Annotated in this window: 23 protein-coding genes and 1 tRNA gene; 9 read left to right on the top strand and 15 right to left on the bottom strand. The window is 67.4% G+C overall.

Annotated elements, in window-relative coordinates; translation table 11 throughout:
- Positions 1-140 precede the first annotated feature (140 nt).
- The 6 genes from rpsB to FNZ56_RS04950 form a co-directional block, all read right to left on the bottom strand.
- Positions 141-965: a 30S ribosomal protein S2 gene (gene rpsB, locus FNZ56_RS04975; RefSeq protein ID WP_143878777.1), complete on the bottom strand. Its 825-nt coding sequence runs from the start codon at positions 963-965 to the stop codon at positions 141-143.
- A gap of 273 nt (positions 966-1,238) precedes the next feature.
- Positions 1,239-3,230 (bottom strand): carboxypeptidase-like regulatory domain-containing protein, encoded by a 1,992-nt coding sequence (locus FNZ56_RS04970; protein WP_143878776.1) that lies wholly within the window; start codon positions 3,228-3,230, stop codon positions 1,239-1,241.
- Complete coding sequence (locus tag FNZ56_RS04965) at positions 3,227-4,024, bottom strand: hypothetical protein (protein ID WP_143878775.1); 798 nt, start codon at positions 4,022-4,024, stop codon at positions 3,227-3,229. The genes FNZ56_RS04970 and FNZ56_RS04965 overlap by 4 nt, the downstream gene beginning before the upstream one ends.
- The gene (locus FNZ56_RS04960; protein ID WP_143878774.1) at positions 4,021-4,485 is read right to left on the bottom strand and encodes a hypothetical protein; all 465 of its coding nucleotides are present in this window, start codon (positions 4,483-4,485) and stop codon (positions 4,021-4,023) included. Before FNZ56_RS04960 ends, FNZ56_RS04965 begins: the two co-directional genes overlap by 4 nt.
- Complete coding sequence (locus tag FNZ56_RS04955) at positions 4,482-5,126, bottom strand: hypothetical protein (RefSeq protein WP_143878773.1); 645 nt, start codon at positions 5,124-5,126, stop codon at positions 4,482-4,484. The genes FNZ56_RS04960 and FNZ56_RS04955 overlap by 4 nt, the downstream gene beginning before the upstream one ends.
- Positions 5,127-5,191: 65 nt before the next feature.
- Positions 5,192-5,806, bottom strand: coding sequence for a hypothetical protein (locus FNZ56_RS04950; protein WP_143878772.1), 615 nt, complete (start codon positions 5,804-5,806; stop codon positions 5,192-5,194).
- Positions 5,807-6,139: 333 nt separating this feature from the next.
- Here FNZ56_RS04950 and map point away from each other — a divergent pair, with 333 nt between their 5' ends.
- From map to dapE, 5 genes are all read left to right on the top strand, one after another.
- Positions 6,140-6,916 (top strand): type I methionyl aminopeptidase, encoded by a 777-nt coding sequence (map, locus tag FNZ56_RS04945; RefSeq protein ID WP_143878771.1) that lies wholly within the window; start codon positions 6,140-6,142, stop codon positions 6,914-6,916.
- A complete protein-coding gene (gene glnD / locus FNZ56_RS04940; protein ID WP_143878770.1) occupies positions 6,913-9,528 on the top strand; it encodes a [protein-PII] uridylyltransferase in 2,616 nt (871 codons plus the stop codon). Before map ends, glnD begins: the two co-directional genes overlap by 4 nt.
- Positions 9,525-10,442, top strand: a complete 918-nt coding sequence (gene dapD / locus FNZ56_RS04935; RefSeq protein ID WP_143878769.1) for a 2,3,4,5-tetrahydropyridine-2,6-dicarboxylate N-succinyltransferase — start codon at positions 9,525-9,527, stop codon at positions 10,440-10,442. Before glnD ends, dapD begins: the two co-directional genes overlap by 4 nt.
- A gap of 49 nt (positions 10,443-10,491) precedes the next feature.
- Entirely contained in the window at positions 10,492-10,848 is a 357-nt protein-coding gene (locus tag FNZ56_RS04930) for a Spx/MgsR family RNA polymerase-binding regulatory protein (protein ID WP_143878768.1), read from the top strand.
- A gap of 95 nt (positions 10,849-10,943) precedes the next feature.
- Positions 10,944-12,071: a succinyl-diaminopimelate desuccinylase gene (gene dapE / locus FNZ56_RS04925; protein ID WP_143878767.1), complete on the top strand. Its 1,128-nt coding sequence runs from the start codon at positions 10,944-10,946 to the stop codon at positions 12,069-12,071.
- Between the two features lie 60 nt (positions 12,072-12,131).
- Here the strand turns inward: dapE and FNZ56_RS04920 are convergent, their stop codons facing one another.
- The 5 genes from FNZ56_RS04920 to rnk all read right to left on the bottom strand — a co-directional run bounded on the left by FNZ56_RS04920 (position 12,132) and on the right by rnk (position 18,535).
- Positions 12,132-12,602, bottom strand: coding sequence for a hypothetical protein (locus FNZ56_RS04920; RefSeq protein WP_143878766.1), 471 nt, complete (start codon positions 12,600-12,602; stop codon positions 12,132-12,134).
- Positions 12,603-12,609: 7 nt separating this feature from the next.
- Positions 12,610-14,991 carry a penicillin acylase family protein gene (locus FNZ56_RS04915; RefSeq protein ID WP_143878765.1) on the bottom strand — a complete coding sequence of 794 codons (2,382 nt, stop codon included), beginning with the start codon at positions 14,989-14,991 and terminating at the stop codon, positions 12,610-12,612.
- Positions 14,992-15,032: 41 nt separating this feature from the next.
- On the bottom strand, positions 15,033-15,686 hold the full coding sequence (locus FNZ56_RS04910) for a thiopurine S-methyltransferase (RefSeq protein WP_143878764.1): 654 nt from the start codon (positions 15,684-15,686) through the stop codon (positions 15,033-15,035).
- A 131-nt stretch (positions 15,687-15,817) separates the two neighbouring features.
- Positions 15,818-18,064: a DNA topoisomerase IV subunit A gene (parC, locus tag FNZ56_RS04905; RefSeq protein WP_143878763.1), complete on the bottom strand. Its 2,247-nt coding sequence runs from the start codon at positions 18,062-18,064 to the stop codon at positions 15,818-15,820.
- A gap of 39 nt (positions 18,065-18,103) precedes the next feature.
- On the bottom strand, positions 18,104-18,535 hold the full coding sequence (gene rnk, locus FNZ56_RS04900; RefSeq protein ID WP_143878762.1) for a nucleoside diphosphate kinase regulator: 432 nt from the start codon (positions 18,533-18,535) through the stop codon (positions 18,104-18,106).
- Between the two features lie 162 nt (positions 18,536-18,697).
- On the opposite strand from rnk, the gene FNZ56_RS04895 reads away from it, so the two are divergent.
- Positions 18,698-19,066: a nuclear transport factor 2 family protein gene (locus FNZ56_RS04895; RefSeq protein WP_143878761.1), complete on the top strand. Its 369-nt coding sequence runs from the start codon at positions 18,698-18,700 to the stop codon at positions 19,064-19,066.
- Positions 19,067-19,116: 50 nt separating this feature from the next.
- On the opposite strand, the gene FNZ56_RS04890 is transcribed toward FNZ56_RS04895, so the two are convergent.
- A tRNA-Leu gene (locus tag FNZ56_RS04890) sits at positions 19,117-19,201 on the bottom strand.
- A gap of 66 nt (positions 19,202-19,267) precedes the next feature.
- On the opposite strand from FNZ56_RS04890, the gene rnr reads away from it, so the two are divergent.
- From rnr to FNZ56_RS04875, 3 genes are all read left to right on the top strand, one after another.
- Positions 19,268-21,694 carry a ribonuclease R gene (rnr, locus tag FNZ56_RS04885; protein WP_143878760.1) on the top strand — a complete coding sequence of 809 codons (2,427 nt, stop codon included), beginning with the start codon at positions 19,268-19,270 and terminating at the stop codon, positions 21,692-21,694.
- A gap of 85 nt (positions 21,695-21,779) precedes the next feature.
- The gene (gene rlmB, locus FNZ56_RS04880) at positions 21,780-22,532 is read left to right on the top strand and encodes a 23S rRNA (guanosine(2251)-2'-O)-methyltransferase RlmB (RefSeq protein WP_143878759.1); all 753 of its coding nucleotides are present in this window, start codon (positions 21,780-21,782) and stop codon (positions 22,530-22,532) included.
- 16 nt (positions 22,533-22,548) lie between these two features.
- Positions 22,549-22,815 (top strand): CBU_0592 family membrane protein, encoded by a 267-nt coding sequence (locus FNZ56_RS04875; RefSeq protein WP_143878758.1) that lies wholly within the window; start codon positions 22,549-22,551, stop codon positions 22,813-22,815.
- A gap of 145 nt (positions 22,816-22,960) precedes the next feature.
- Here FNZ56_RS04875 and rnt read toward each other — a convergent pair whose 3' ends face one another.
- From rnt to pstB, 3 genes are read right to left on the bottom strand one after another with little or no spacing between them, the layout of a single operon-like run.
- Positions 22,961-23,614: a ribonuclease T gene (rnt, locus tag FNZ56_RS04870; RefSeq protein WP_143878757.1), complete on the bottom strand. Its 654-nt coding sequence runs from the start codon at positions 23,612-23,614 to the stop codon at positions 22,961-22,963.
- A gap of 44 nt (positions 23,615-23,658) precedes the next feature.
- Entirely contained in the window at positions 23,659-24,357 is a 699-nt protein-coding gene (gene phoU, locus FNZ56_RS04865) for a phosphate signaling complex protein PhoU (RefSeq protein WP_143878756.1), read from the bottom strand.
- Positions 24,357-25,157, bottom strand: coding sequence for a phosphate ABC transporter ATP-binding protein PstB (gene pstB / locus FNZ56_RS04860; protein WP_185970798.1), 801 nt, complete (start codon positions 25,155-25,157; stop codon positions 24,357-24,359). The genes phoU and pstB overlap by 1 nt, the downstream gene beginning before the upstream one ends.
- Positions 25,158-25,180: the final 23 nt, after the last annotated feature.

Below are 25,180 nucleotides of genomic sequence, written 5' to 3'. Positions count from 1 at the left end.
TAGTGGTTCGTAGTTGGTGGTGGCATGTATCCCATGCCAACGACGAACGACCAACCACCAACTCGCCATTGCAGCCGCGCATGCTCGCGCGGCTGCGTTGCGCCGCCATTACTCCCCGCTCGCGGGGAGTAAAACGGCAATTACTCCGCGGCCGGGGCTTCGGCGGCGGCTTCCGGCGCGGCCGGCTTCGCGGCGGCCTTCTTCGCCGGGGCGCGGCGGGCCGGCTTCTTGTCGCCATCCGCGGCGGCGAAGTCTTCCTCGCGCATGCTCGCGGCCTGCGGCGCGGCGGCCTTGCCCTCGAGCACCGCGTCGGCGGCGGCGCGGGCGTAGAGCTGCACGGCGCGGATCGCGTCGTCGTTGCCCGGAATGGCGTAATCGACCAACGCCGGGTCGTAGTTGGTATCAACCACCGCGATCACCGGGATGCCGAGCTTCTTCGCTTCCTTGATCGCGATGTCCTCGTGGCCGATGTCGATCACGAACAGCGCGTCGGGCAGGCGGTTCATGTCCTTGATGCCGCCCAGCGAGGCCTCGAGCTTCTCGCGCTCGCGGCGCAGGCCCAGCACTTCGTGCTTGACCAGCTTCTGGAACGAGCCGTCGGTTTCGCCGGCTTCCAGTTCCTTGAGGCGCGACACCGACTTCTTGACCGTCGCGAAGTTGGTCAGCGTGCCGCCCAGCCAGCGCTGGGTCATGTACGGCTGGCCGCAACGCTCGGCTTCTTCCTTGATCGCGTCGCGCGCGCTGCGCTTGGTGCCGACGAACAGCACGATGCCGCGCTTCTGCGCGATGCCGGAGAGGAAGTTCATCGCGTCCGAGAAGAGCGGCATGGTCTTCTCGAGGTTGATGATGTGGATCTTGCCGCGGGCGCCGAAGATGTACGGGGCCATCTTCGGGTTCCAGTAGCGCGTCTGGTGGCCGAAATGCACGCCGGCTTCCAGCATCTGGCGCATGGTGATCTGGGACATGGGTGGAACTCCTGAACGTGGAATCCGCGCCGTTCGGACATTCCGTCCGAAGATGGAGGCGCTGCGTCGCGAGACGCTGGATTCCGGGGTTGGGCCTCCCCGCCGTCACTGCCTCCAGATCCTTCGCGCCTACGCGCTGCGGACACCCCGGGGCAGGGGTTATCGACGGGTGTGGATTCGCCGGTGGCGTCCGGCGTGGACGTGCTTCGCGGGCCGGGGCCCGGGAAAGCCGCGGAATTGTAGCGGGAACAGCGGGTTACGGGCAAGCCGGGGTCACGGCTGCCGGCGTGCCCCGAAATCGACCCGGGCGGTGCCGCGCACCTCGACCTGGACGGTGCGCTGTGCGTCGCCGTCGCGCAGCGACCAGGGCAGGGGCAGGTTGTCCGGGACCACGGTCAGCACGTGGTTGCCCGCCGAGACGCGCGGGAACGCGTAGTTGCCGAGGCTGTCGGTACGGACCGCGAAGCGGCCATCGAGCAGGACGGTGACGTTCTGCGCCGGCTGTTCGGAAGCACTGCGCACGCCGTCGCCGTTCTCGTCCAGGAACACGCTGCCGGACACGCTGCCCGCTGGGCCGTTGCCGGCCACGCCGCCGAGCATGCCTTGCGGCCGCCCCGCGTTGCGTTCGTAGCGCAGGGTCAGGAACAGCGAACGGTCGCGCGGCAGGGAGATGAAGGGCTGGTCGGTCACCAGCGGATCGATGACGAACGGCGATCGTTGCGAACCCGTGCTCTGGTAGAACGCGGCGGTCAGCAGCCAGCGCCGGCTCATTTCGACATTGACGCCGACGTTGACGTCGGTGCCGCGGATCGCGCCTTCCCCGTTGCCGTGCGTCCAGTGCGCGCTGCCATCGATGGAGACGCGGTCGCCCAGGTCGCGCCCGCCGTATAGCGCGACGGTGGTCGTGCGCGACGGGCCGAAGCCGTAGTCGAGCGAGCCGTAGGACAGCGACGCGGACAGCCGGTTGCCCTCGCGCAAGGGGAAGGCCTGGTCGACGCCGAATTGCCAGCTGTCGTTGCCGTTGCCGCGCGCGGTGTCGAATTGCCAGCGCGTCTGGCCCCAGCCGCGATGGTCGAGGAAGGCCTGCGCGCTGTAGCCGGTGTCGCCCGCGCCGTGGCGCAGGTTGAGGCTGCCGCCGTAACCGAGCGTGGAACTGGCCTGGTAACGGGCGTAGGAACTGGCGTACAGGCCATCGAAGCCCTTGCCCGAGATCGAATCGATCGCGTCCAGCCCTGCGTTCCAGGACCAGCGCGCGTATTGGTAGCCGATGCGGTAGTAGCCGCCCTGGACGTCGTTGCTGATCGGGTAGGCGCCCCAGGCGAGGTCTTCGCCGAGGTAAAACGCGCCGTAGTTGTGGGCATAGCGGCCGCGCTGCGCGTTCGCATCGATCCACGCGCCGGTGGCGGAACCGGAGTCGCCGTTGCTGGAAAGCAGGTTGAACTGCACGTTGTCGCGCGCGCCCTGCCACGCAGTGGCCGCGTACAGGGCCTGGGTGTCACCGGTTTCGAACACCGCTTCGCCGCGGTCGTCGGGGACGATGCGACCCTGGGTACCGAGGAACGATGCGGCGCCGGTCCATCCCTGTGCCCATCGCCATTGCGCGTTGAGCGCGGCGACATTGCCGTCGGCGACGTCGAAGCCGACCACGCGGGTGCCGGTGTAGATGCCGGCGCGGCCCGCCGCGCCCTGCAGCAGCAGGCCGTCGGCATCGTCGTGCCATTCGCTGCTGGCGCCGGCGAACGCGACCGTCGGCAGGTAGAACCTGTACTGGTTGCGTTGAAGCGGCGTCGCCGGCGTGTTGAGCACGCCGAAGCCGTTGTCGAGGCGCCAGCGGTCGCTGATCCAGAAATTGCGCTGCCACAGCGTGGCCAGCCCACCGAGCCCGCCGTCGCCGATGCCGTCGAAGCGGTCGCGGTTGCTGTCGAACAGCGTGGCATCGAGCGAGAAGGCGCCCCAGTTTGCGGTTTCGCGGAAACCGCCGAAGGAAATGCCCTGCTCGTCGTAGGAATCGTCGCCACGCTCGGTGCGGCTGGCGATGGCTTCCACGTGGAAGCCGCGCGGCGGGCCGTCGGCATCGTCCTCGTCGGCGTCTTCGTCGGGCGGCAGCGCCTGCAGTTGCGACGACGCGATGATGCGGTCGCGGTAGGGCTCCTGCTGCGCCGACGCGTCGGCGTCCTGCGCTTGCGCGCAAGGCGACGACGCGAGCACGGCGACGACGGACGCCGCGAGCGCGTGCCTGGCGATGGCCGAGCCCGCGGAACTCATCGCGCGACGGTGGCCGCGATGTCGATCCGCTGCGCGCCAGAATCCAGGCGCCCCTGCAGCTTCACCGGGAACGCCAGCACCGGCGGCGGCGACTTGGGATCGTCGGGCTGCGGCTGCAGCGGGATGTCGCGCGTCTCGCCCGGCATGATCGGCGAGGTCGATGGTGCGAACGCATAGCGCTTGCCGCCGGCGTCGGTGCCGTCGACGAAGCCCTGCAGCCGGCCGTGCGCGTCGCCGTCGTTGCGGACCTGCAGCACCGGGACGTCCTGGCCGTCGACCTTCGCCACGCGTTGTCCGGTGATTTCGAGCCGCGGCGCGGCGTCGCCGATGGACAGGTAGACGATGACCGCGATGCGCCCGGACACCGGGATCGCGATGCCGCTCTTCACCGGCTCCGGATCGCCTTCGATCATCAGCGCGAAGCGGCATTCGCGGCGCGGCGCGGCAGCGGGGATCGCGACTTCGAAACGATAGCGGCGCTTGCCGTTCGCGCCGAGGGTGATGTCCGCGGCCTCGATCCCGACCCACGGACGGCAACTGTCGGCCGCCAGCGCATCGGAAAACTGCACGCCGCCGTCCGGCAGCAAGGTCCAGTCCGCGGTTTTCACCGTGAAATGCGCGGATTCCGCGGACACGTTGTCGATCTCGACCACGTTGCGATAGGTCGTGCCCGGCTTCGCGCTGTCCTCGAAGCGCGGCGGCGATACCACCGCGGAGAAGCCCTGCGCGGACACGGCGGAGGCGGACAGCACGCATGCGGCGAGCAGGAAGCGGATCGTGTTTCGCGTCGTCATGGCGCGTCCAGGTCGATTTCGAACGAGAAGGCGAGCTGTTCGTCGCGCGCGAGTTCGCGGCCGTCGGCCTGGATCGACAGGCGCAGGGTGTCCTCGAGCGCATCCGAGTCGATCGGCCCGGCATAGACCAGCGTGCGTTCGCCGCTGCGCAAGCTGCCCGGCAGCAGGCGTCCCTGCGTTCCCCAACTGGCGACGACCTGGCCGTCCGCCTGTTGTGGCAGGGTCATGTAGATCCGTCCACGCCGTCCCTTCCAGGGCGCAACGTCGAGCCGCACCAGCACGCTGGTCTGGCCGAATAGCGCGGTCGCCAGTTGGCCGTGCGGCATCGGCGTGATCGGCTTCAGGCGCAGCGGCCCGCCCAGGACTTGGCTGCCGCTGTCGTCGACGCGATGGGCCTGGGCGAAAACGGGCAAGGTCACCAGCGCGCAGGCGAGACCGAAGGCGAGGCGCACGTCCTTCATGGCACGCTCAAGGTGTAGGTGACCTGGCCGTTGTAGGTGCCGGCCGCCACCATGTTCGCGTTGGCGTACGAGAAGGTGTGGCAGCTCTCGCGCCAGGTGTTCACGGGGAAACTTGCCAAGGTCTGGGTACCGCCGGTGAAGGCGCCCGAGGGGAACGGTTGCGCGCCGGTATCGCCATTGCCGCTGCTGATCCAACTGATCTGGCTGAACGGAATGGTGTTTCCGCCTGCGTTGGTGAGGTTGGTCGGGGCGGTCACGGTCAGCATGCCGTTGCCGCCGGCACCGAGCAGTCCACCGCGGTTGTAACCGCCGATGTAGACCTGCGCGGGCAGGTTGCAGAAGGCGTAACCGTCGTAAAAGCTGGTCGCCTGCGTGGCGTTGCTCGTCATCGCCTGCGCCGCGGCATTGCCCACCGCGGTCGCCGGGACGGAAACGGAAACCCGGGTGATCGTGGCGCTCGCGGCCGGCGTACCGCCGCCGCTGTAGGTGCCGTTGAACGCACCGTCGCCCACGCGCAGGTAGATCTGCGCCTGGGTGCTGGTCGGGATGATGTTGACGACGAACGCCCGCGCCTGCGGGATCGTTCCGATGGCGAACAGGCAGGTGATTGCGAACGTCGTGGCGTGGCGCGCGTTCTTCATCGCGGCTTTCCGGAACAAGGGCGCGAGGACGCCTTGAAGCGTCCTCGAGCCGGTCGTGCGAACCGTTACGGCGTGACCGCCGTGTAGGTGACGCGACCGTTGTTGACGTTCACGCCGCCGTAGGTACCGGCCGCGACCACCGCGCTGTTGGCGTAGGCATAGGTCCATTGCGCGTCGCGGTTCACGACGCCGTTGGTCGCGGTCACGGTGGTATTGGTGGTGGCGCCGTCGGCCAGCGCGGGCGCGGCCAGCGCCGTTCCCGACGTCAGCACCGCGGCCGTGGTGCTGATCTGGCTGTAGGAAATGGTGTTGGTGCCGCCATCGTTCAGGGCACCGGCGGTGGTCGACGACAGGGTCACGTTGCCGCCGTTGCCCATCACGCGCGCGGTGACCTTGCCGCCGGTGAGGTCGCCGCCGGTCGTGGTGACCACGCCGGTACCGCCGCCGACGCCCGTTGCGGGGACGGCGAAGTTGATCAGGTCGACGGTGGTGTTGTTGGCGAGGTTGGTGCCGGTACCGACGCGCAGGTACAGGAACTTCGGGATCGTGATCTGGAAATCGAGGCGGGCGGTGGCGGTCAGGCTGCCGGTGCCGGTCTGGAAGTTGGATTCGGCGCTGGCGATCGTGGGCATCGCGGCAAGCACGGCGGCGGCGATCAGGGACTTGGTGAGCAGGCGCATGGCGGTATTCCTGGAAGATTGGAGGGGCTGTTCGAAAAGGGCCGGCGGTCGGTTTTTTCGATGCTGCCAGCCGGTCGACGGCGTAAGCGCAAAACCCATGCCATCCGTGGCGAGAGCATCCAACGCAAGGAATTTGTGAAAAATTACCAATTCGACGGGCATCGTGCCTGAACGTGACCGTGGCGGACGACCGCTGTTTCCATCCTCCCGGGTGACGCACCGGGTCAGGATCCGTCCGCCTCCAACACACGGCTTCCGGCTGGGCCAACGCCCCGAAACGGGCTGGCGCCGCCGCCGGGCGGCCCCGGGAACCGCATGGGCGATAATGGCGGCATGACCGTTGCCCCCAAGACCCCGGACGAAATCGAGAAGATGCGCGTCGCCGGCCGCCTGGCCGCCGAGGTGCTGCAGGTGGTCGCCCCGCACGTGAAGCCGGGCGTGACCACCGAGGAACTGGACCGCATCTGCCACGACCACATCGTCAACGTGCAGGGCGCGATCCCGGCCAACGTCGGCTACCGCGGCTTCCCCAAGACCGTCTGCACCTCGGTCAACAACGTCATCTGCCACGGCATTCCCAGCCCGGGCAAGACGCTGAAGGAAGGCGACATCGTCAACATCGACGTCACCGTCATCAAGGACGGCTGGCACGGCGACACCAGCCGCATGTACTTCGTCGGCACGCCCTCGGTGATGGCGAAGCGCCTGGTCGACGTGACCCGGGAGGCGATGTTCCGCGGCATCCGCGCGGTGAAGCCCGGCGCGACCCTCGGCGACGTCGGCCACGCGATCCAGGAATTCGCGGAAGCGCAGCGTTTTTCCGTGGTGCGCGAATACTGCGGCCACGGCATCGGCCGCGTGTACCACGACGAGCCGCAGGTGCTGCATTACGGCCGGCCGGGGCAGGGCGTGATGCTGCGTCCGGGCATGACCTTCACCATCGAGCCGATGATCAACGAAGGCAGCCGCCACGCGAAGCTGCTTCCCGACGGCTGGACCGTGGTCACCAAGGACCGCAAGCTCTCGGCGCAGTGGGAACACACCGTCGCGGTGACCGAAACCGGCGTGGAAATCCTCACCCGCATCCCCGGCGACGACAACGACTTGTGAGCGCCACGCCCGCCGACGCGACTTCGCGCGACGGCGAACCCTGGGCCGCTGGCGCCCGCCGCCGCCTCGCCGAAACCGACGCCGCGCTCGCCGCGCGCTTCGATGCCGGCGAGGACGTTGATCGGCTCACGCGCGAACGCGCCCGCGCCGTCGATGCACTGGTGCGCGAGGCCTGGTCGTTGCACGTCGGCGAACTCGGGTCGCTGGCGCTGTTCGCGGTCGGCGGCTACGGCCGCGGCGAACTGTTCCCGCATTCGGACATCGACTTGCTGGTAATGGCCGACGAAGGCGCGCAGGCGCAATCGGCCGAAGCGTTGGCCGCGTTCTTCGCCGCGTTGTGGGATGCGGGGTTTCCTGTCGGCCATGCGGTGCGTTCGGCCGAACAGTGCAGCGTCGCGGCCGCGGACGACATCACCGTGCTCACCGCGATGCTGGAAGCGCGCGCGCTGGCCGCGAACGAGAGCGACATCGAATGCCTGCGCGGCGCGGTTGCGTCGCGCCGCGTCGGCAGCGCGCAACGCTACTTCGCCGACAAGCGCGCTGAGTTGGCGACGCGCCACGCCCGCTTCGGCGACACCAGCGACAACCTTGAGCCCAACCTCAAGGAAGGCCCGGGCGGCCTGCGCGACCTGCAGACGCTGCGCTGGATGGCGATGCGCGTGCTCGGCGCGCGCGACCTCGAATCGCTGATCGCGCTCGGCCAGCTCGGCCCGGACGAATACGCCACGCTCGACCGCGAACGCAGCGCATTGTCGCGGTTGCGCTTCGGGCTCCATCTCGTCGCCGGCAAGCGCGAGGAACGCCTGCGCTTCGACCACCAGAAAACGCTGGCCGCGCGCCTCGGCCACATGGACGACGCCGACAATCTCGCGGTCGAACAGATGATGCAGGGCTTCTACCGCAGCGCCGCGCTGGTGCAGCGCATCGGCGAGCGCCTGCTGCAGCGATTCGAGGAGCAGCTCGAAGGCGAAGCCATGCCCGAAGCCATCGACGATGGTTTCGAACTGCGCCGCGGCTACCTCGCCGCGCACGATCCGGAATGGCCGCACGACGATCCGCGGGCGGTGTTCGCGCTGTTCGCGGCCTGGGCCGCGCATCCCGGGGTCCGTGGCCTGCATTCGCACACCGCGCGTTCGCTCGCGGAAACGCTCAAGCGGATTCCCGCCTACACCGATGCCGACCCCGCCTTGCGCGCGCAATTCATCGCGTTGTTGCGTGGTCCGCAGCCGGTGGAAACGCTGGCCCGCATGGCCAGGCTCGGCGTGCTCGGGCGCTGGATCCCCGCGTTCGCGCAGGTGTCGGGGCGCATGCAGTTCGATCTGTTCCACGTCTATACCGTCGACCAGCACACGCTCGCGGTGCTGCGCAACCTCGCCCAGTTCGCCAGCGGCGAGCCCGACGAACGTTTTTCGGTCGCGCACACGGTGTGGCCGTCGTTGCGCAAACCGGAACTACTGCTGCTCGCCGGCCTGTTCCACGACATCGCCAAGGGCCGCGGCGGCGATCATTCCGAACTCGGCGCACGGGATGCACGCGAATTCTGCGAGGCGCACGAGCTGTCCGAAGCCGACACTGCGCTGGTCGAATGGCTGGTGCGCAAACACCTGCTGATGTCGACCACCGCGCAGAAGCAGGACATCGCCGACCCGGACGTGATCCATCGCTTTTCCGGCGAAGTCGCCGACCGCGAACGCCTCGACGCGCTCTACCTGCTGACCTGCGCCGACATCGCCGGCACCTCGCCAAAATTGTGGAACGCATGGAAGGATCGCCTGCTCGCCGATCTTTACGCGGCCACGCGCCTGGCCCTGCGGCGCGGGCTGGAACATCCGCTGGCGGCAAGCGAGCGCATCGAGGAAAACCGCGCCACCGCGCGCGGATTGCTGCGCGAAGCCGGGCATGACGACGCGGCCATCGCCGCGCTGTTCGCGCGCATGCCGGCGGAGAGTTTCCTGCGCGAGCGTCCGGAACAACTGGCATGGCAGGCGGATGCGCTGGCCGGGCATGCGCCGGGCGAAACCGTGGCGCGCGCGCGCGCGCTGGTCGAGGGCGATGCGCATGCGCTGCGCGTGTTCGTGCATTCGCCCGATCGCGACGGCCTGTTCGCCGCGATAGTGGCTACGCTCGACCGGCTCGGCCTCGCGATCCAGCACGCGCGCCTGCTCGACGGCCCGGATGCCACGGTGTTCGATACCTTCGTGGTGTTGCCGAACGACCCGCAACGCCCGATCGCGCCAGCGGAGGTGGAATCCCGCCTCGTTGCCGTGCTCGCCGGCGCGCTCGACAAGGTCCGACCCGCACGGCGCAGCACGCCGCGCCACCTGCGCCATTTCCGCATCGCGCCGCAGGCGCAGTTCGCCGATGGCGCGGACGGGCGGCGCACCGTGCTCAGCCTGGTCTGTACCGACCGTCCCGGCCTGCTCGCCGACGTCGCGCAGGTGCTGCGCGCGCATCGCGTTCGCGTGCATGATGCGCGCATCGCGACCTTCGGCGAACGCGCCGAGGACGTGTTCCGCATCACCGACGAACAGGATCGTCCGCTGCCCGCGGAAACGAAACAGGCATTGCACGACGCGCTGGTCGCGCGCATCGACGGAGAACCGAACGCATGAGTCCCGCCCGTAAGCCCGCGCCGAAGAAAGCACCGGCGAAAAAGAAATCCGTCGCGAAGAAAACCGCGCCCGCCGGCCCCGGCGTGGAGGAATTGAAGTTCACCATCGACAGCGCCTGGGAACGGCGCGCGATGCTGACCCCGGACGAGATCGAAGGCTCGACCAAGCCCACGGTCGAACGCGTGCTCGATGGCCTCGAACGCGGCGAGTTGCGCGTCGCCGAGCCGGACGGCAAGGGCGGTTGGACCGTCAACGAATGGCTGAAGAAGGCGGCGCTGCTGTACTTCCGCACGCAATCCATGCAACTGGTCGAAGCGGAACCGGCGCCGTTCTGGGACAAGGTGCCGGCGCGCTTCGCCGGTTTCGACGAAGCGAAGTTTCGCAAGCTCGGCGTGCGCGTGGTGCCGGGCGCGATCGCGCGCCGCGGCTGCCACATCGGCAAGGACGTGGTGCTGATGCCGAGCTTCGTCAACATCGGTGCATGGGTCGGCGAAGGCACGATGGTCGATACCTGGGCCACGGTCGGTTCCTGCGCGCAGGTCGGCAAGCATTGCCACCTGTCCGGCGGCGCCGGCATCGGTGGCGTGCTGGAACCGCTGCAGGCATCGCCGACGATCGTCGAGGACCACTGCTTCATCGGCGCGCGTTCGGAAGTGGTGGAAGGCTTCGTCGTCGGCCACCACAGCGTGATCGGCATGGGCGTGTTCCTCGGCCAGTCCACGCGCGTGTACAACCGCGCGACCGGCGAGATTTCCTACGGCTCGGTGCCGCCGTACAGCGTGGTCGTCTCCGGCCAGTTGCCGGCGAAGGATGGTTCGCATTCGCTGTACTGCGCGGTGATCGTCAAGCAGGTGGACAAGAAGACGTTGTCGAAGACGAGCATCAACGAGCTGTTGCGCGGGTTGGCGGATTGATGGATTTCGCAGGGGCGACCGGCCGGTCGCCCCTACAGGGACACGGCACATGACCACTCTCTACGGCCTCAAGAACTGCGACACCTGCAAGAAGGCGCAGAACTGGCTGAAGCGCTTTGGCATCGATTACCGCTTCGTCGACTATCGCGACGAACGGCAATCGCCGGAAACGCTAGTGGCGTGGAAGGACGCGTTCGGCGGCTGGGAGGCGATGATCAACAAGTCCTCGACCACCTGGCGCGAGTTGTCGCCGAACCGCAAGATGCCGGGCAGCGATGCGGAATGGAAACTGCTGCTGAAGGAATATCCGCAACTGGTTCGGCGTCCTGTCGTGGTGCTCGACGATGGTTCGGTGTCGCAGGGTTTCAGCGACAACGGGTTCAAGAAATTATTTGGAAAAACATAATGTCATCCTGAGCGCAGCGAAGGACCTGCTGTTCGATTACTGGCAGGAAAGCAGGTCCTTCGGCTTCGCCTCAGGATGACAAGAACGAGAAGGCCATGAGCGACGTCCTCCAACTCACATGCGACCTGATCTCCCGCGTGTCCGTCACGCCGGAAGACGCTGGCTGCCAGAAGCTGATCGCGGATCGGTTGCGAGGCGCGGGATTCAAGATCGAATCGCTGCGTTTCGGCGAAGTCGACAACCTCTGGGCAACGCACGGCAGCGGCGGGCCGGTGCTGGTGCTGCTCGGCCACACCGACGTGGTGCCCTCGGGCCCGCGCGAGGCCTGGTTCACGAACCCGTTCGTGCCCGAAGTCCGCGATGGCGTGCTGTACGGCCGCGGCGCGGCGGACATGAAGGGCAGCGTGGCGGGGTTCGTCGTTGCGCTGGAACGCTTCGTCGCCGCGCATCCGGATCACAAGGGCACGGTCGCCTTGCTGCTGACCTCGGACGAAGAGGGCGATGCGGTCGATGGCGTGCGCCGCGTCGCGGACACGTTCCGCGAGCGCGGGCAGCGCATCGACTGGTGCATCACCGGCGAGCCGTCGTCGAAGGCCAAGCTTGGCGACCTGCTGCGCATCGGTCGTCGCGGCACGCTGTCGGCGACGCTGACGGTGCGCGGCGTGCAGGGCCACGTCGCGTATCCGGAGAAGGCGCGCAATCCGATCCACCAGGCGATGCCGGCGCTGTCGGAATTGGCGGCGAAGTGCTGGGACGACGGTTACGAAACCTTCCCGCCGACCTCGCTGCAGATCAGCAACATCCACGCCGGCACTGGCGCGAACAACGTGATTCCGGGCGAGCTGCAGGTGCTGTTCAACCTGCGCTACAACCCGCACTGGAGCGCGCAGAAGCTCGAAGCCGAATGCGAATCCGTGCTGCGTGCGCACGAGCTGGAGGTTTCGATCCACTGGCATCGCGGTGGCGAGCCGTTCTTCACGCCGGAAGGGCCGTTGCGTTCGGCGGCGCGCGAGGTGTTGGCGAAATTCGCGGGCGAAGCGCCGGAGGAAAGCACCGGTGGCGGTACGTCGGATGCGCGCTTCATCGCGCCGCTGGGGGCGCAGTGCATCGAGGTGGGGCCGGTGAATGCGAGCATCCACAAGGTGGACGAACATGTGTCCGTCGCCGATCTTGAAGCTTTACCCTATCTCTATCTCGCGCTGATCGAGCGGTTGCTGGATTGATGCTGAAAAGTGGTCAGCGAAGCAGGTTCAGTTTGTGCGAACTGCCGCCCAATGAGGCTGTCATTCCTTGGTGCCGGTGACTGGACCGAAATCTTGGCTTCCGCGTAATCCGCTGAAACGATGCGTGCCAGAGAAGCTGGCGCCTTGCAACGATCCGACTAGCATGTCGTAGGCGTCGCAGAGATCTGTGGAAAGCTGGATTTGCAAGTTCCGGCCAGAAACACTGTACGCCGGTTGATTCAGATGAAGCGCGCTGTCACCGCTAACGTCTAGACGCTTCCATTCACCGGACATGCAAGTCTCAGCAGGCTCATCAGTTACGACAAATGTAACTTCTCGCGGTGGTTTTCCTGTGTCTGCAACTACAAAGCGCCATTTACTTCCAGACGCCCAAGACGAAGGAGTTGGCTCGGCCGAATTCCTTTGCCAAACCGCCATCTCTTCCTTCGCACTGAGAATCTGCTGAGCAGAATGCGAGGCGCAGCCAGTTGCGATCAGACAAATGGAAACCGCAATGCAGTGATGTTTCATGCGTGGCCTAGCGCCCCTCAGGTTCCAACTTCAGCGTATACCGCACCGGCCCCGGCAGGAACGGCGTCGGTTCGCCCTTGACCCACGCTTCGTGCCCCGCACCCCAGAACGGCGACAGTGGGTTGCCACTTTGCCCGCCCGGCATGTGCAGGATGCCGTCGGCTTCGTGCCCGGGCGAGACCACCATGCGTTCCGAGGCGCCGAAATCCGGCGCGGCGACGCGCGGCATGTCGGTATCGCCATCGAGTTGGTCGTACGGCATGCACAGCAGGCGCTTGGCAAAACCCGGCAGGGCCATCGACAACGGATGGCAGATGCGCGCAGTGTTGCGTTCGCCCCAGGTGCGCTGCGCCAGCGGGCCGTCCTTCGCCAGCGTGTCGCGGACTTCCACCGCCGCGTCTTCGAACAGCGCATCCCAGCTCGCGAACTTGCGCGGCAGCAGGTTCATCGGCCGCTGCGTCACCAGCGGCCAGGCCACGCCTTCGAACTGCGGAACATCGGGCATCACGAAATCCTTGCCGAGCGCGGCCTGCGCAGGCGTGGTGAGGCCGTCGAGCAGGCGTGCGTTCACCGCGCGATGCCAGGCGCGGACGATGCGGTAACTGGTCGAAGCCGTATCCGCACGGCCGTCCCACTTCGTTGCCGCATCGGTCAGCGCACGCAGCGCCGGTGTCTTCGCCGCTGCGGATTCGTCGCGCAGCAGTTGCCACCAGCGTTGCAGGAACAGCGCGCGGTCGTCGAGCTGGATCGCGAGCAGGTCGCGTTCGCCCAATCGCGGTTTCGCCAGCAGGTCGTCGCGAATCTGTTGCGCGCGCGCACCGAGCGCATAGCCGCCGTTGCCGACGCGGGCGAGGTCGGCGCCATCGAGCGTGCGTGCGTTCGCAGTCCACAACCGCCCCGATGGCGGGTCGACCACGCGCGGCGCGACATCGCTGCGCAACGACCAAGGAGGACAGGCGTTGCCGATGTTCTCGCCATCGGCGATGCAGGTCGCCGCGCGTTGCGGGATCGGCCCGAACAGGCGCCAGCCGATGCGTCCGCCGGAATCGGCGAGCATCAGGTTCTGTGTGGGAATCGCCGCATGGTCGGCGATGGCGAAGGCCTCGTCGAGATTGCGGGCCCGCGCGATGTCGCCGATGTCGAAACGCAGCGCACCGGGCAGTTGCGCCGACCAGCGCAGCGCGAGCAGGCGGCCATCGGCATCCTTCGCCAGCACCGGACCCCAGGTCGTTTCCTCGACATCGAAATCGACCGGCTTCGCGCCGGCGACTTCGATGCGTTCGCGATGCCACGTGACGTTCGTACAGCCGTCGTTCGCGGGAGTTTGTGTCGGTGCGCAGGCGTGCTGTTCGGCCCAGTCGCTCGAATCCATGTAACTGTTGGTGAAACCCCAGGCGACGTGGCCGTTGCTGCCGACCACGACCAGCGGCAGGCCGGGCAGGGTCACGCCCTGCACGTCGACGCGGCCGCCGGGTGCGCGCGGATCCGGATAGCGCAGGCGCGCGCGGAACCACAGGTTGGGCGCGCGCAGGCCGAGGTGCATGTCGTTGGCGACGATGGCGCGGCCATCCGTGGTCGCGCTGCCGGCAACGGCGAAGTTGTTGCTGCCGGGATAAAGATCGGCCGACTGCGATTCGATCATCGCGACCTTGTCTTCGGCCGCGGCCGGCATCGGCAGCTTGCGCAGGTCGACTTCATCGGCGCCGGGCAATACGGCATCGCCGCGCGCTTCGCCTTGCAGCGGCGCGTCCCACGAGGTTCCATCGCGCGCCAGCAGCGCGAACAGCGCCGGCGGCAGGTGCGGGCGCAACGTCCACAGCGCGCGTTCGTGTTCGGCCTGCGCGCCCTGCAGATCGAAGTACATCGCATCGCCGACCAGCGGCGAATCCTCCAGCCGCCACGGCTGCGGTTGCTGGCGCAGCAGCAGGTAAGGCCAGGGCCGCGTGCGCAGCGTGGCGAGCCCGGCGTTCGCGCCGTCGACGTAGGCGCGCAATTGCGGCATCTGGTCGCCGGCGATGAGCGAAAGCTGTTCGCGCGTGCGTTCGCGCAGGCGGTGCACGCGGTGTTCGCGATCCGTATCCACCGCGATCGGCCCGAACAGCGCGGCGAGTTCGCCGGCCGCGGTGCGCCGCATCAGGTCCATTTCGAAATAGCGTTCCTGCGCGTGCACATAACCGAGCGCACGTGCGGCGTCGGTCGCGTTCGCCGCATCGATCGTGACCACGCCCAGCGCATCGCGCGTCACCGTCACCGGCGCGGACAATCCCGGCAACGCGAGTTCGCCGTCCAGCGCCGGCAGGCTGCCGCGCATCAGCCACCAGCCGGCGAGCACGAGCAGCAGCAGGATCGCCAGCAGCAGCAAGGCGATGCGTTTGATGATCCTGGCCATGCGTTACCCCACGCGAAGCGATGCGGCGAGGATAGCGGAGTTCAGCGCCGCCGCAGTGCGTAGGCCGCGGTGTCGAGTTTCGACACGCCGGTCACGAAGCCCGGATGATCCGGCGGGATCGGCCGTCTCTCCAGCAGGTCGATGTTCCAGTCGCGGCCGAACGATGCGCGCACTTCGTCTTCCGGTACCGAAAACGGAGGGCCCTCGCGTTCGACCTGCGGGTATTCCAGCGTGACCAGCAGGCCGCGGCAGCCGGCCGGCAGCTTCGCGTACAACTCGCTCACGTAGCGAGTCCGCAAATCGGGAGGAAGCGCGATCAATGCGGCGCGGTCGAACACCGCGGCGCAATCCTGCAATGCGGATTCATCCAGCGCGAAAGCGTCGCCATTGATGATTTCGATGTCGCCGGCGCGGTAGTGCGTTCCGTCTGATCTCGCGTCGATCCCTGGTTGCAGGTCGTGTTCGGCGAAGAACTGCTCGACCGCGAGCCGCGACAGCTCCACGCCGAGCACGCGATGGCCCTGTGACGCGAACCAGAGCATGTCCAGCGATTTTCCCGCCAGCGGCACGAACACCTTCGCGCCAGCCGGGACGCCGAGCGATGGCCAGTGCTCGAGCAGCAAGGGCGTCGGCGCGGATTGGTGGAAGCCGATCTGGTTGTCGTGCCAGCGCTGGTGCCAGAAATCAGGATTCATGGAGTTCCCCTCTCCCGCCCCTTCGGTGCACCCTCTCCCACAAAGGGGAGAGGGAAAAACCGCGCATCGAGTTTTTGATGTTCCCTCTCCCCGCTTGCGAGGGAGAGGGTGGCCGCAGGCCGGGAGAGGGGCTATTCAACCGAAAGCCCATCCACCTTCTGCCATCCGCGCGGCAACAGCCCGCCGCGCGCGCCGCGCGTGCCGACGTAATCGTCGAGTTCCCTGAACGACAGCGTCATCGTGCGGCTGCCGGATTTCACCTGCAGCTTGCCGCCGGGCGGCACCACCGCGACCGCGACCACGCGTTCGGTGCCGCGCTTGGCCTTGGGGATCTCGATGATCTTGTTGCCCTTGCCCTTGTCGAGTTCCGGCAAGTCCGACAACGCGAACGCGAGCACGTGCCCCGCGCTGGTCACCGCGACGATGCGGTCCGCGGCAATGTCATTGACCGCCGCCGGTTGCAGCGCGCGCGCGCCTTCGCCGAGCGAGAGCAGCGCCTTGCCGGCCTTGTTGCGGCCGGTGAGATTTTCGAAACGGGTGACGAAGCCGTAGCCGTGGCTCGATGCGATGACGAAGCGCGCGTCGTTGTCGCCGCTGGCCAATGCCTGGAACGCCGCGCCCGCCGGCGGCGAGAAACGCCCGGTCAACGGTTCGCCGTTGCCGCGAGCGCTGGGCAGGGTGTGCGCCGCGGTGGAATAACTGCGGCCAGTGGAATCGAGGAACGCGACCTGCTGCGTGCTGCGGCCCCTGGTCGCGGCGAGCAGCGCGTCGCCTTCGCGATAGCCGAGCGATGCGGCGTCGATGTCGTGGCCCTTGGCCGCGCGCACCCAGCCTTTTTCACTGAGTACGACGGTCACAGGTTCGCTGGCGACGAGCTCGGTTTCGGCCAGCGCCTGCGCGGCCTCGCGTGCGACCAGCGGCGAGCGGCGCGCATCGCCGAATTTCTTCGCGTCGGCGAGCAGTTCGTCCTTCACCAGTTTCTTCAGCTTGGCCTTGGAATCCAGCCTCGCGATCAGGCGGTCGCGTTCGGAATCGAGTTCGTCCTGCTCGCCGCGGATCTTCATTTCCTCCAGCCGCGCGAGTTGCTTGAGCTTGGTTTCGAGGATGTAGTCGGCCTGTTCCTCGCTGAGCTCGAAACGCGCGATCAACGCATCCTTCGGTTCGTCCTCGGTGCGGATGATGCGGATCACCTCGTCGAGGTTCAGGAACGCGACCAGCAGGCCTTCGAGCAGGTGCAGGCGGCGTTCCACTTTCTCCAGGCGGTATTTCAGGCGGCGCGTGACCGTGTCCTGGCGGAACGCCAGCCATTCGGACAGGAACAGCTTGAGGTGCTTGACCTGCGGGCGGCCGTCGAGGCCGATCACGTTGAAGTTGGCGCGGTAGCTCTTCTCGAGGTCGGTGGTGGCGAACAGGTGGCCCATCAGCTGTTCGGCATCGACACGGTTGCTGCGCGGCACCAGCACGATGCGGGTCGGGTTGGCGTGGTCGGATTCGTCGCGGATGTCCTCCAGCCAGGGCAGTTTCTTCGCGCGCATCTGCGTGGCGATCTGTTCGATCACCTTGCTCGGCGAGACCTGGTACGGAAGCTGCGTCACCACGATGTTCGCGTGTTCCTTCACGAACACACCACGGGCGCGCACGTTGCCGATGCCGGTTTCGTACATCGCCAGGAGGTCCGCGGTCGGGGTGATGATTTCCGCGGCAGTCGGGTAATCCGGGCCGCGCACGAATTCGCACAGCTCGCGCACGGTCGCGTTCGGGTTGTCGAGCAGGTGCACGCAGGCATCGACGACTTCGCGCAGGTTGTGCGGCGGCACGTCGGTGGCCATGCCCACCGCGATGCCGGTGGTGCCGTTCAACAGCAGGTGCGGCAGGCGCGCCGGCAGCCATGTCGGTTCCTCCAGCGTGCCGTCGAAGTTCGGCGTCCAGTCGACCGTGCCCTGGCCGAGTTCGCCGAGCAGCACTTCGGCGATGGGCGTGAGCTTGGATTCGGTATAGCGCATCGCCGCGAACGACTTGGGATCGTCGCTGGAACCGAAGTTGCCCTGGCCGTCGATCAGCGGATAGCGGTAGGAAAAGGGCTGCGCCATCAGCACCAGCGCTTCGTAGCAGGCGCTGTCGCCGTGCGGGTGGTACTTGCCGATGACGTCGCCGACGGTGCGCGCGGATTTCTTCGGCTTGGCGGACGCGGCGAGCCCGAGTTCGCTCATGGCATACACGATGCGGCGCTGCACCGGCTTGAGCCCGTCGCCGATGAAGGGCAGGGCGCGGTCCAGCACCACGTACATCGAGTAGTCGAGGTAGGCGCGCTCGGCGTACTCGCGCAGCGGGATCTGTTCGTAGCCGTGGAAGGCGGTGCGGATGCTGTCGTCGTTCATCCGCGCAGTTTACGTCCGCGGCCCGCCGGACGGCGTGGATCAGCGGTGCAATTCGCCCGCGGCCTCGGGCTGGAAGTGGATCGCCAGCACTTCGAGGCGGGCCGTGCGCCCGCCGGGCATCGGCCAGTCGATCGCCTCGCCCACGCGCAGGCCGAGCAGGGCGCTTCCCACCGGCGCCAGCACGGACACCTTGTGCGCGCTGCCGTCGGCGTCGCGCGGGTACACCAGCGTCAATTCGTGTTCATGGGCGCCGAGTTCGGCATCGTCCACGCGAACGCGCGCGGTGGAGTTCATCGTCATCACGTCCGCCGGCACCGCAGCCGGTTCCACAACGTCGGCGCGTTCGAGTTCGCCGCGCAACGCATCGGTGTTGAGGCCGCGGAACTGCGGCTGCTCGAGCAGCGCCTCGATGCGTTCGACATCCAGCCGCGACAGCAGCAGCGGCGGGCGTCGGGTGGAGGTGGCGTTCATTTCCGTCTCCTGCATAAGCAAACGGGCGGCGCGGCTTGCGCGTCGCCCGCTGGTGAATGGAATGCCGGACACGTTAGCCGCGAACCCGGGCCGGGGCAAGCCGTGACGCCCGCTTTCGGCGGAAGCGGTATCGTCCGTGGATCGACGAACAAGGAGCCTGCGATGGAGAACCCCGAGATTGCCGTCGCCTTCCTGCGGATGTGCGCGCATGGTGAGGTGCGCGATGCTTACGAACGCCACGTCGCCGCCGGCTTCGTCCACCACAACGCCTGGTTCCCCGGCGACCGCGAATCGCTGCTGCTGGCGATGGAACAGAGCGCCGCGAAGGAACCGAACAAGGCGTTCGAACCGAAACAGGTCGTCGATGGCGGCGATCGCGTCGCGGTGCTGTCGCACCTGGTCCGCGCGGATGCCGGCGTGGAAGTCGCGGTCGTGCACATCCTGCGCTTCGAAGCCGGCCGGATCGTGGAGATGTGGGACATCGGCCAGGAGATCCCGAAGGATTCGCCGAACGCGCTCGGGATGTTCTAGCCCCGGAACGAAAAACCCCCGCTTGCGCGAGGGTCCGTGTGCTTGACCGTTGGTGCCCAGGAGAGGACTCGAACCTCCACGGTTTTACCCGCTAGTACCTGAAACTAGTGCGTCTACCAATTCCGCCACCTGGGCGGTCAAGGCCGCGCATTCTGGGCATGGCGGCCATGCTTGTCAACGCGCAGCCTGTACCATGCCCGCATGAGCAAGCCACCCGGCAAGCGCGGCGGCAGCCGCGGCAATCCTCCCGCCAAGTCGAAGTCGCCAGGCAAGCCGGCGCAGGGGGGCAGGAAGCCGAAACCGGCCGCGACCCGACCACCGTGGATGCCGGAGTTGCCGGCTTCGCCGCCGTCCCGCGGCCGCCCATCCGCACCGCCACGGACACCCCCGCGCTCCGATCCGCATGCCGAACGCGAGGCGCAGCGCTACGCGCAGCCCATCGCCAGCCGCGAGATGATCCTGCAGATCCTCGCCGCCAGCGACGGGCCAATGGATGCCGATGCGCTGGCACGGAAACTGGCGCTGACCGCGCCGGAACGTTTCGACGCGCTGGAAAAGCGCCTCGCCGCGATGCTGCGCGACGGCCAGTTGCTGCAGAACCGCCGCGGCGGCTACGTGCCGGCCGAACGCGCGGACCTGGTCGCCGGCACGGTGATCGCGAACCCGGATGGTTTCGGTTTCCTGCGGCCGGACAGCGGCGGCGGCGACGACCTGTTCCTGTCGCCGTTCGAAATGCGCAAGGCGATGCACGGCGACCGCGTGCTCGCCAGCGTCAGCGGCGTGGACCACCGTGGCCGGCGCGAAGGCACCATCGTCGAAGTGCTCGAACGTCGCCTGAGCCGGTTGATCGGTCGCTACACCGAGGAAGCGGGCATCGGTTATGTCGTTCCGGACGACAAGCGCATCCAGCGCAACGTGATGATCCCCGCCGACGGCTGCAACGATGCGCGCAACGGGCAACTGGTGGTCGCCGAGATCACCACGCCGCAGGACGCGCACCGGCCGCCGATCGGGCGCGTGCTGGCGGTGCTGGGCGACAAGCTCACCGCGTCGCAGGCGGTGGAGGCCGCGATCCACGGCCACGACATTCCGCACGAGTTTTCGCCGGAAGTGCTGGCGCAGGCAACCGCGGTGCCGCTGGACGTGCAGCCCGCGGACATCGCCGGGCGCGTGGACCTGCGCGGCGTGCCGCTCATCACCATCGATGGCGAGGACGCCAAGGATTTCGACGACGCGGTCTGGTGCGAACCGAACAAGGACGGCTTCCGCCTGATCGTCGCGATCGCCGACGTCTCGCACTACGTGCGCCCCGGAACGGCGCTCGACGACGAGGCGCAACTGCGCGCGACATCGGTGTATTTCCCCGGCTTCGTGGTGCCGATGCTGCCGGAGACGCTGAGCAACGGCATCTGCTCGCTGAACCCGAAGGTGGACCGGCTGTGCTTCTGCTGCGACATGCAGGTGGGGCGCGACGGCATAGTCCGCGAATCGCGCTTCTACGAAGCGGTGATGCATTCGCATGCGCGCCTGACCTACACCGACGTGTGGAACGGGGTGGGCGAGGGCATTCCCGAGGACGAACACGGCGCCGCGCTGGCCAAGATCGGTTCGCTGCTGCCGCAGGTGCAGCGCCTGCACCAGTTGTATCGGCTGCTGGACAAGGCGCGGACCAAGCGCGGCGCGATCGAGTTCGAGAGCGGCGAAGTGCGCTTCGTGCTGGACGCGAAGGGCGTGGTGACGCAGGCTGGCATGCTCCAGCGCAACGACGCGCACAAGCTGATCGAGGAATGCATGATCGCGGCCAACGTGCAGGCCGCGCTGTTCCTGCTCGAATCCGGCATTCCCGCGCCGTACCGCGACCACGACAAGCCGCCGGAATCGAAGTACGCGGACCTGGAGGAGTTCCTCAAGGAATTCGCGCTGCGCCTGCCGCCGTGGGCGAAGGTGAAGCCGAAGGACTTTCGCGCGCTGCTGGAAAAAATCCGCGAACGCCCCGATGCGACCCTGCTGGAATCGGTGATCCTGCGCAGCCAGTCGCTGGCGGTGTATGCGCCCGACAACATCGGCCATTTCGGCCTTGCGCTCGAGGCCTACGCGCATTTCACCTCGCCGATCCGGCGCTATCCGGACCTGCTGGTGCATCGCGCGATCAAGCACGCGCTGGCCGGCGGCAAGCCGGGAACCTACGCCTATTCGCCGCACGCGATGGCCAGCCTGTCGCTGCAATGTTCGGAGCGTTCGCGCCGCGCCGACGAAGCCCAGCGCGAAGTGGACGAGCGTTACCGCGCGGCGTGGATGGAAGGCCATGTCGGCAAGGAGTTCGACGGCACGATCAGCGGCGTCACCAGCTTCGGCCTGTTCATCGAGCTCGACGAATCCAAGGTCAACGGCCTTGTGCATGTGACCCAGCTGCCGCGCGACTTCTACCATTTCGATGCGGTGCGCAAGACCCTGACCGGCGAACGTCGCGGCCTCGAATACCGGCTCGGCGACCGCGTGCGCATCGTCGTGCTCAAGGCCAGCGTGGAGGAACGCAAGATCGATTTCCGCCTGGTCGACGACGAGGGGCCGGCGAAGCCGTTGCCGGAACGCGGCAAGCCGGCGAAGCGGGTGAAGCAGAAGTATTGAGTCTCGGTTTTCCCCCTCTCCCGCCCTTCGGGCACCCTCTCCCGCAAGGGGAGAGGGAAAGCAAACGCTCAGGCACAATTCACGCATGACCAACAAATCCGCCCAATGGATCGTCGGCCTCAACGCGGTCGCTTCCACGCTCGAACACGATGCCGAACACGTGCGCGAAGTGCTGCTGGAAGCCGGCGGGAAGAATCCGCGCATCGGCGAGCTCGAACAGCAGGCGCGGCGGTTCGGCATCGACGTGCGCCGGGTCGCGCAGCAGGCGCTGGACGGGGTCGCCGGCGGATTGCGCCACCAGGGCGCGGCGGCGCGCTATGCCGCGGCGAAGACCTGGGACGAACACGAACTCCCCGCGTTGATCGAAGCCGCGGAAGGCAAGGCGCTGGTCCTCGTCCTCGATGGCGTGCAGGATCCGCACAACCTCGGCGCCTGCCTGCGCAGCGCGGCGGCGGCGGGCGCGACCGCGGTGGTGTTCCCCAAGGACAAGGCGGTGCAGGTCAATGCGACCGTGCGCAAGACCTCGGCCGGTGCCGCGGACACGCTGCCGGTGTTCAGCGTGACCAATCTTTCGCGCACGCTGCGCGACCTGCAGAAGGCGGGCGTGTGGATCTACGGTTTCGCCGGCGAAGCGGATGCGTCGCTGTACGCGCTCGACCTGCGCGGCAACGTCGCGCTGGTGATGGGCAGCGAAAGCGAAGGCATGCGCCGGCTGACGCGCGACAACTGCGACCAGCTGGTGAAGATCCCGATGCCGGGCGGATTCGAAAGCCTGAATGTCTCCGTCGCCACCGGCATCGCGCTGTTCGAAGCCGTGCGGCAACGTCAATCGAAATGATCGAGGGGAGAAGGCGATGAACTTGGACCTGCAGTGGTACGACTGGATCGGCATCCTCGGCACGCTGATGGTGCTGGGCGCGTTTTTCCTGTTGCAGGCCGGCAAGATCCATGGCAATCGCCTGGCCTACCAGTTGCTCAACCTGCTGGGCGCGGCCGGTGTGCTGGTCTCGCTTGTCGGGAAATTCAATTTCCCGGTGTTGCTGTTGGAAGGCGCCTGGATCGTGATCAGCCTGTACGGCATCGTGCGCACGTTCCGCAAGGGGTCGCAGGCCTCGGCGTAGCCGGTGACGAATGCGGGAGCGACGGAAGTCGCGACCGATTGTCGCGGGAACATCGATCGGAAGCGGCATCGCATGATCGATCTGCGTGCCGTCGCGACTTCCGTCGCTCCCACGGGGATTGCGTGGGTCGCGCTCGAGAGCGCTCCTACTGCGTGTCGATCGCTCGATTCGACCACGCGTTCGCGATGGTGCAGAACAGCTCGGCGGTGCGCTCGGTGTCGTACACCGCCGAATGCGCCTGCGTGCTGTCCCATGCGAGCCCGGCGGCGTGCACCGCGCGCGCGAGCACGGTCTGGCCGTAGGCGACGCCGGCCAGCGTGACGGTGTCGAACACGCTGAAAGGATGGAACGGATTGCGCTTGTGCTGGGTGCGCGCGACCGCGGCGTTGAGGAAGTTGAGGTCGAAGTGCGCGTTGTGCCCGACCAGGATCGCGCGCTGGCAGTTGTGCTTGCGGATCGCCGCGCGCACCGGCGCGAACACGTATTCCAGCGCCTCCTTTTCGGGCTTGGCGAGGCGGAACGGGTGGTCGAGCACGATGCCGGTGACTTCCAGCGACTTCGGGTCGATCTCGGTGCCGGGCGCCGGTTCGACGTGCGCGCAGGCGACTTCGCCGGGAACGAGCCTGCCGGCTTCGTCGATCTCGATCGGGATCGCGGCGATTTCCAGCAGCGCGTGCCGGTTCCAGTCGAAGCCGCCGGTTTCCACGTCCACCACCACCGGCAGGAAGCCGCGGAAACGCTCGGACATCGGCCGCACGACAGGCGGCGCTGCGGAGGAGGTGGGGACGGCGTCGGTCATCGGCGCCAGACTAGCAGACGCCGGTGCGCCGGATCGACGGCCGGTTACGGCGGATCGATGGTGCCGTCGCGCTTGTCGCGCGGCGGCAGCGGTGCGTCGCCGTTGACGCGGAACCAGGTGTTCTCGGCGATGTTGGTCGCGTGGTCGCCGATGCGCTCGAGGTTCTTGGCCATGAACAGCAGGTGCGTGCACGGGGTGATGCTGTGCGCGTCTTCCATCATGTACGTCAGCAGTTCGCGGAACAGCGCGGTGTACTGCGCATCGAGCTCCGCATCGCGATCGCGCACCTGCAGCGCGGCGGCGGCGTCGAGGTCGCGGTAGGCGACCATCGCGTCGCGCACCTGGCGCAGCGCCAGCGTGCCGAGCGCGCGCAAGCCGAGCGCCTGCGGCAGCGGCGGCGTCAGGTTCAGGGTCTGGGTGCGCTTGGCCACGTTCGCGGCGTAGTCGCCGATGCGCTCGATGTCCGAGGCGATGCGCACCGCGGCGAGGATGATGCGCAGGTCGGTGGCGAGCGGGCCGCGCAGCGCAAGCTTCATCACGTCGTGGCTGATTTCCTTCTCCAGCGCGTCGATCGCGTCGTCGTTGGCGACGATGCGCGCGGCGGCCTTGTCGTCGCGGCGTTCGACCACGTCCAGCGCGGCCTCGAGCTGCGACGCGGCCATTTCGCCCATGCGCATGATCTCGTCGGTCAGGCGCTGCTGCTCGGCGTTGTAGCTCTGGACGATGTGGTTGTGTTCGTTCATCAGCCGAACCTCCCCGTGATGTAGTCCTCGGTCTGCTGCTTGGTCGGTTTGGAAAAGATGGTTTCGGTTGGGCCGTGCTCGACCATGTCGCCGAGGTACATGAAGGCGGTGAAGTCTGACACGCGCGCCGCCTGTTGCATGTTGTGGGTCACGATCATGATGGTGTACTCGCGCTTGAGTTCGTCGACCAGCTGTTCGATGCGGCTGGTCGAGATCGGGTCCAGTGCCGAAGTCGGTTCGTCGAGCAGCAGCACCTCGGGCCGCAGCGCGACCGCGCGCGCGATGCACAGGCGTTGTTGCTGGCCGCCGGAGAGACCGAGCGCGCTCTTGCCGAGCTTGTCCTTGACCTCGTCCCACAACGCGGCCTGGCGCAGCGCCTGTTCCACCCGCGATTCCATCTCGGCCTTGCCGATGCGTTCGTGGTGGCGGATGCCGTAGGCCACGTTCTCGAAGATCGTCATCGGGAACGGCACCGGCTTCTGGAACACCATGCCGACCTTGCTGCGCAGGCGGTTCATCGGGTACTTCGGGTCGAGGATGTTCTCGCCGTCGAGCACCACCGATCCGGTCGCGCGCTGGCCCGGATACAGCGCGTAGATGCGGTTGAATACGCGCAGCAGCGTCGACTTGCCGCAGCCCGAGGGGCCGATCAGCGCGGTCACGCGCTTCTCGGGGATATCCATCTCGATGTTGCGCACCGCGTGGAAATCGCCGTAGAAGAAGTCGAGGCCGCGCGCGGCCAGCTTCGGCGCCGATGCCGTGGAAACGCCCGGCATCGAATGGTGGGAAATGTCGTTCATGTCCGTCGTCCGCGAATCGTGGC

Origin of the sequence: Lysobacter lycopersici (assembly GCF_007556775.1) — a bacterium.
Taxonomy (GTDB): Bacteria; Pseudomonadota; Gammaproteobacteria; order Xanthomonadales; family Xanthomonadaceae; genus Pseudoluteimonas; species Pseudoluteimonas lycopersici.
The sequence above is the reverse complement of the archived record's forward strand: the minus strand, read 5'-3'. Positions and strand labels throughout refer to the sequence as shown.

Coding starts and splice junctions, on each gene's coding strand:
- rpsB (WP_143878777.1), bottom strand. CDS start 965: ATGTCCCAGATCACCATGCGCCAGATGCTGGAAGCCGGCGTGCATTTC.
- FNZ56_RS04970 (WP_143878776.1), bottom strand. CDS start 3,230: ATGAGTTCCGCGGGCTCGGCCATCGCCAGGCACGCGCTCGCGGCGTCC.
- FNZ56_RS04965 (WP_143878775.1), bottom strand. CDS start 4,024: ATGACGACGCGAAACACGATCCGCTTCCTGCTCGCCGCATGCGTGCTG.
- FNZ56_RS04960 (WP_143878774.1), bottom strand. CDS start 4,485: ATGAAGGACGTGCGCCTCGCCTTCGGTCTCGCCTGCGCGCTGGTGACC.
- FNZ56_RS04955 (WP_143878773.1), bottom strand. CDS start 5,126: ATGAAGAACGCGCGCCACGCCACGACGTTCGCAATCACCTGCCTGTTC.
- FNZ56_RS04950 (WP_143878772.1), bottom strand. CDS start 5,806: ATGCGCCTGCTCACCAAGTCCCTGATCGCCGCCGCCGTGCTTGCCGCG.
- map (WP_143878771.1), top strand. CDS start 6,140: ATGACCGTTGCCCCCAAGACCCCGGACGAAATCGAGAAGATGCGCGTC.
- dapD (WP_143878769.1), top strand. CDS start 9,525: ATGAGTCCCGCCCGTAAGCCCGCGCCGAAGAAAGCACCGGCGAAAAAG.
- FNZ56_RS04930 (WP_143878768.1), top strand. CDS start 10,492: ATGACCACTCTCTACGGCCTCAAGAACTGCGACACCTGCAAGAAGGCG.
- dapE (WP_143878767.1), top strand. CDS start 10,944: ATGAGCGACGTCCTCCAACTCACATGCGACCTGATCTCCCGCGTGTCC.
- FNZ56_RS04920 (WP_143878766.1), bottom strand. CDS start 12,602: ATGAAACATCACTGCATTGCGGTTTCCATTTGTCTGATCGCAACTGGC.
- FNZ56_RS04915 (WP_143878765.1), bottom strand. CDS start 14,991: ATGGCCAGGATCATCAAACGCATCGCCTTGCTGCTGCTGGCGATCCTG.
- FNZ56_RS04910 (WP_143878764.1), bottom strand. CDS start 15,686: ATGAATCCTGATTTCTGGCACCAGCGCTGGCACGACAACCAGATCGGC.
- parC (WP_143878763.1), bottom strand. CDS start 18,064: ATGAACGACGACAGCATCCGCACCGCCTTCCACGGCTACGAACAGATC.
- rnk (WP_143878762.1), bottom strand. CDS start 18,535: ATGAACGCCACCTCCACCCGACGCCCGCCGCTGCTGCTGTCGCGGCTG.
- FNZ56_RS04895 (WP_143878761.1), top strand. CDS start 18,698: ATGGAGAACCCCGAGATTGCCGTCGCCTTCCTGCGGATGTGCGCGCAT.
- rnr (WP_143878760.1), top strand. CDS start 19,268: ATGAGCAAGCCACCCGGCAAGCGCGGCGGCAGCCGCGGCAATCCTCCC.
- rlmB (WP_143878759.1), top strand. CDS start 21,780: ATGACCAACAAATCCGCCCAATGGATCGTCGGCCTCAACGCGGTCGCT.
- FNZ56_RS04875 (WP_143878758.1), top strand. CDS start 22,549: ATGAACTTGGACCTGCAGTGGTACGACTGGATCGGCATCCTCGGCACG.
- rnt (WP_143878757.1), bottom strand. CDS start 23,614: ATGACCGACGCCGTCCCCACCTCCTCCGCAGCGCCGCCTGTCGTGCGG.
- phoU (WP_143878756.1), bottom strand. CDS start 24,357: ATGAACGAACACAACCACATCGTCCAGAGCTACAACGCCGAGCAGCAG.
- pstB (WP_185970798.1), bottom strand. CDS start 25,157: ATGAACGACATTTCCCACCATTCGATGCCGGGCGTTTCCACGGCATCG.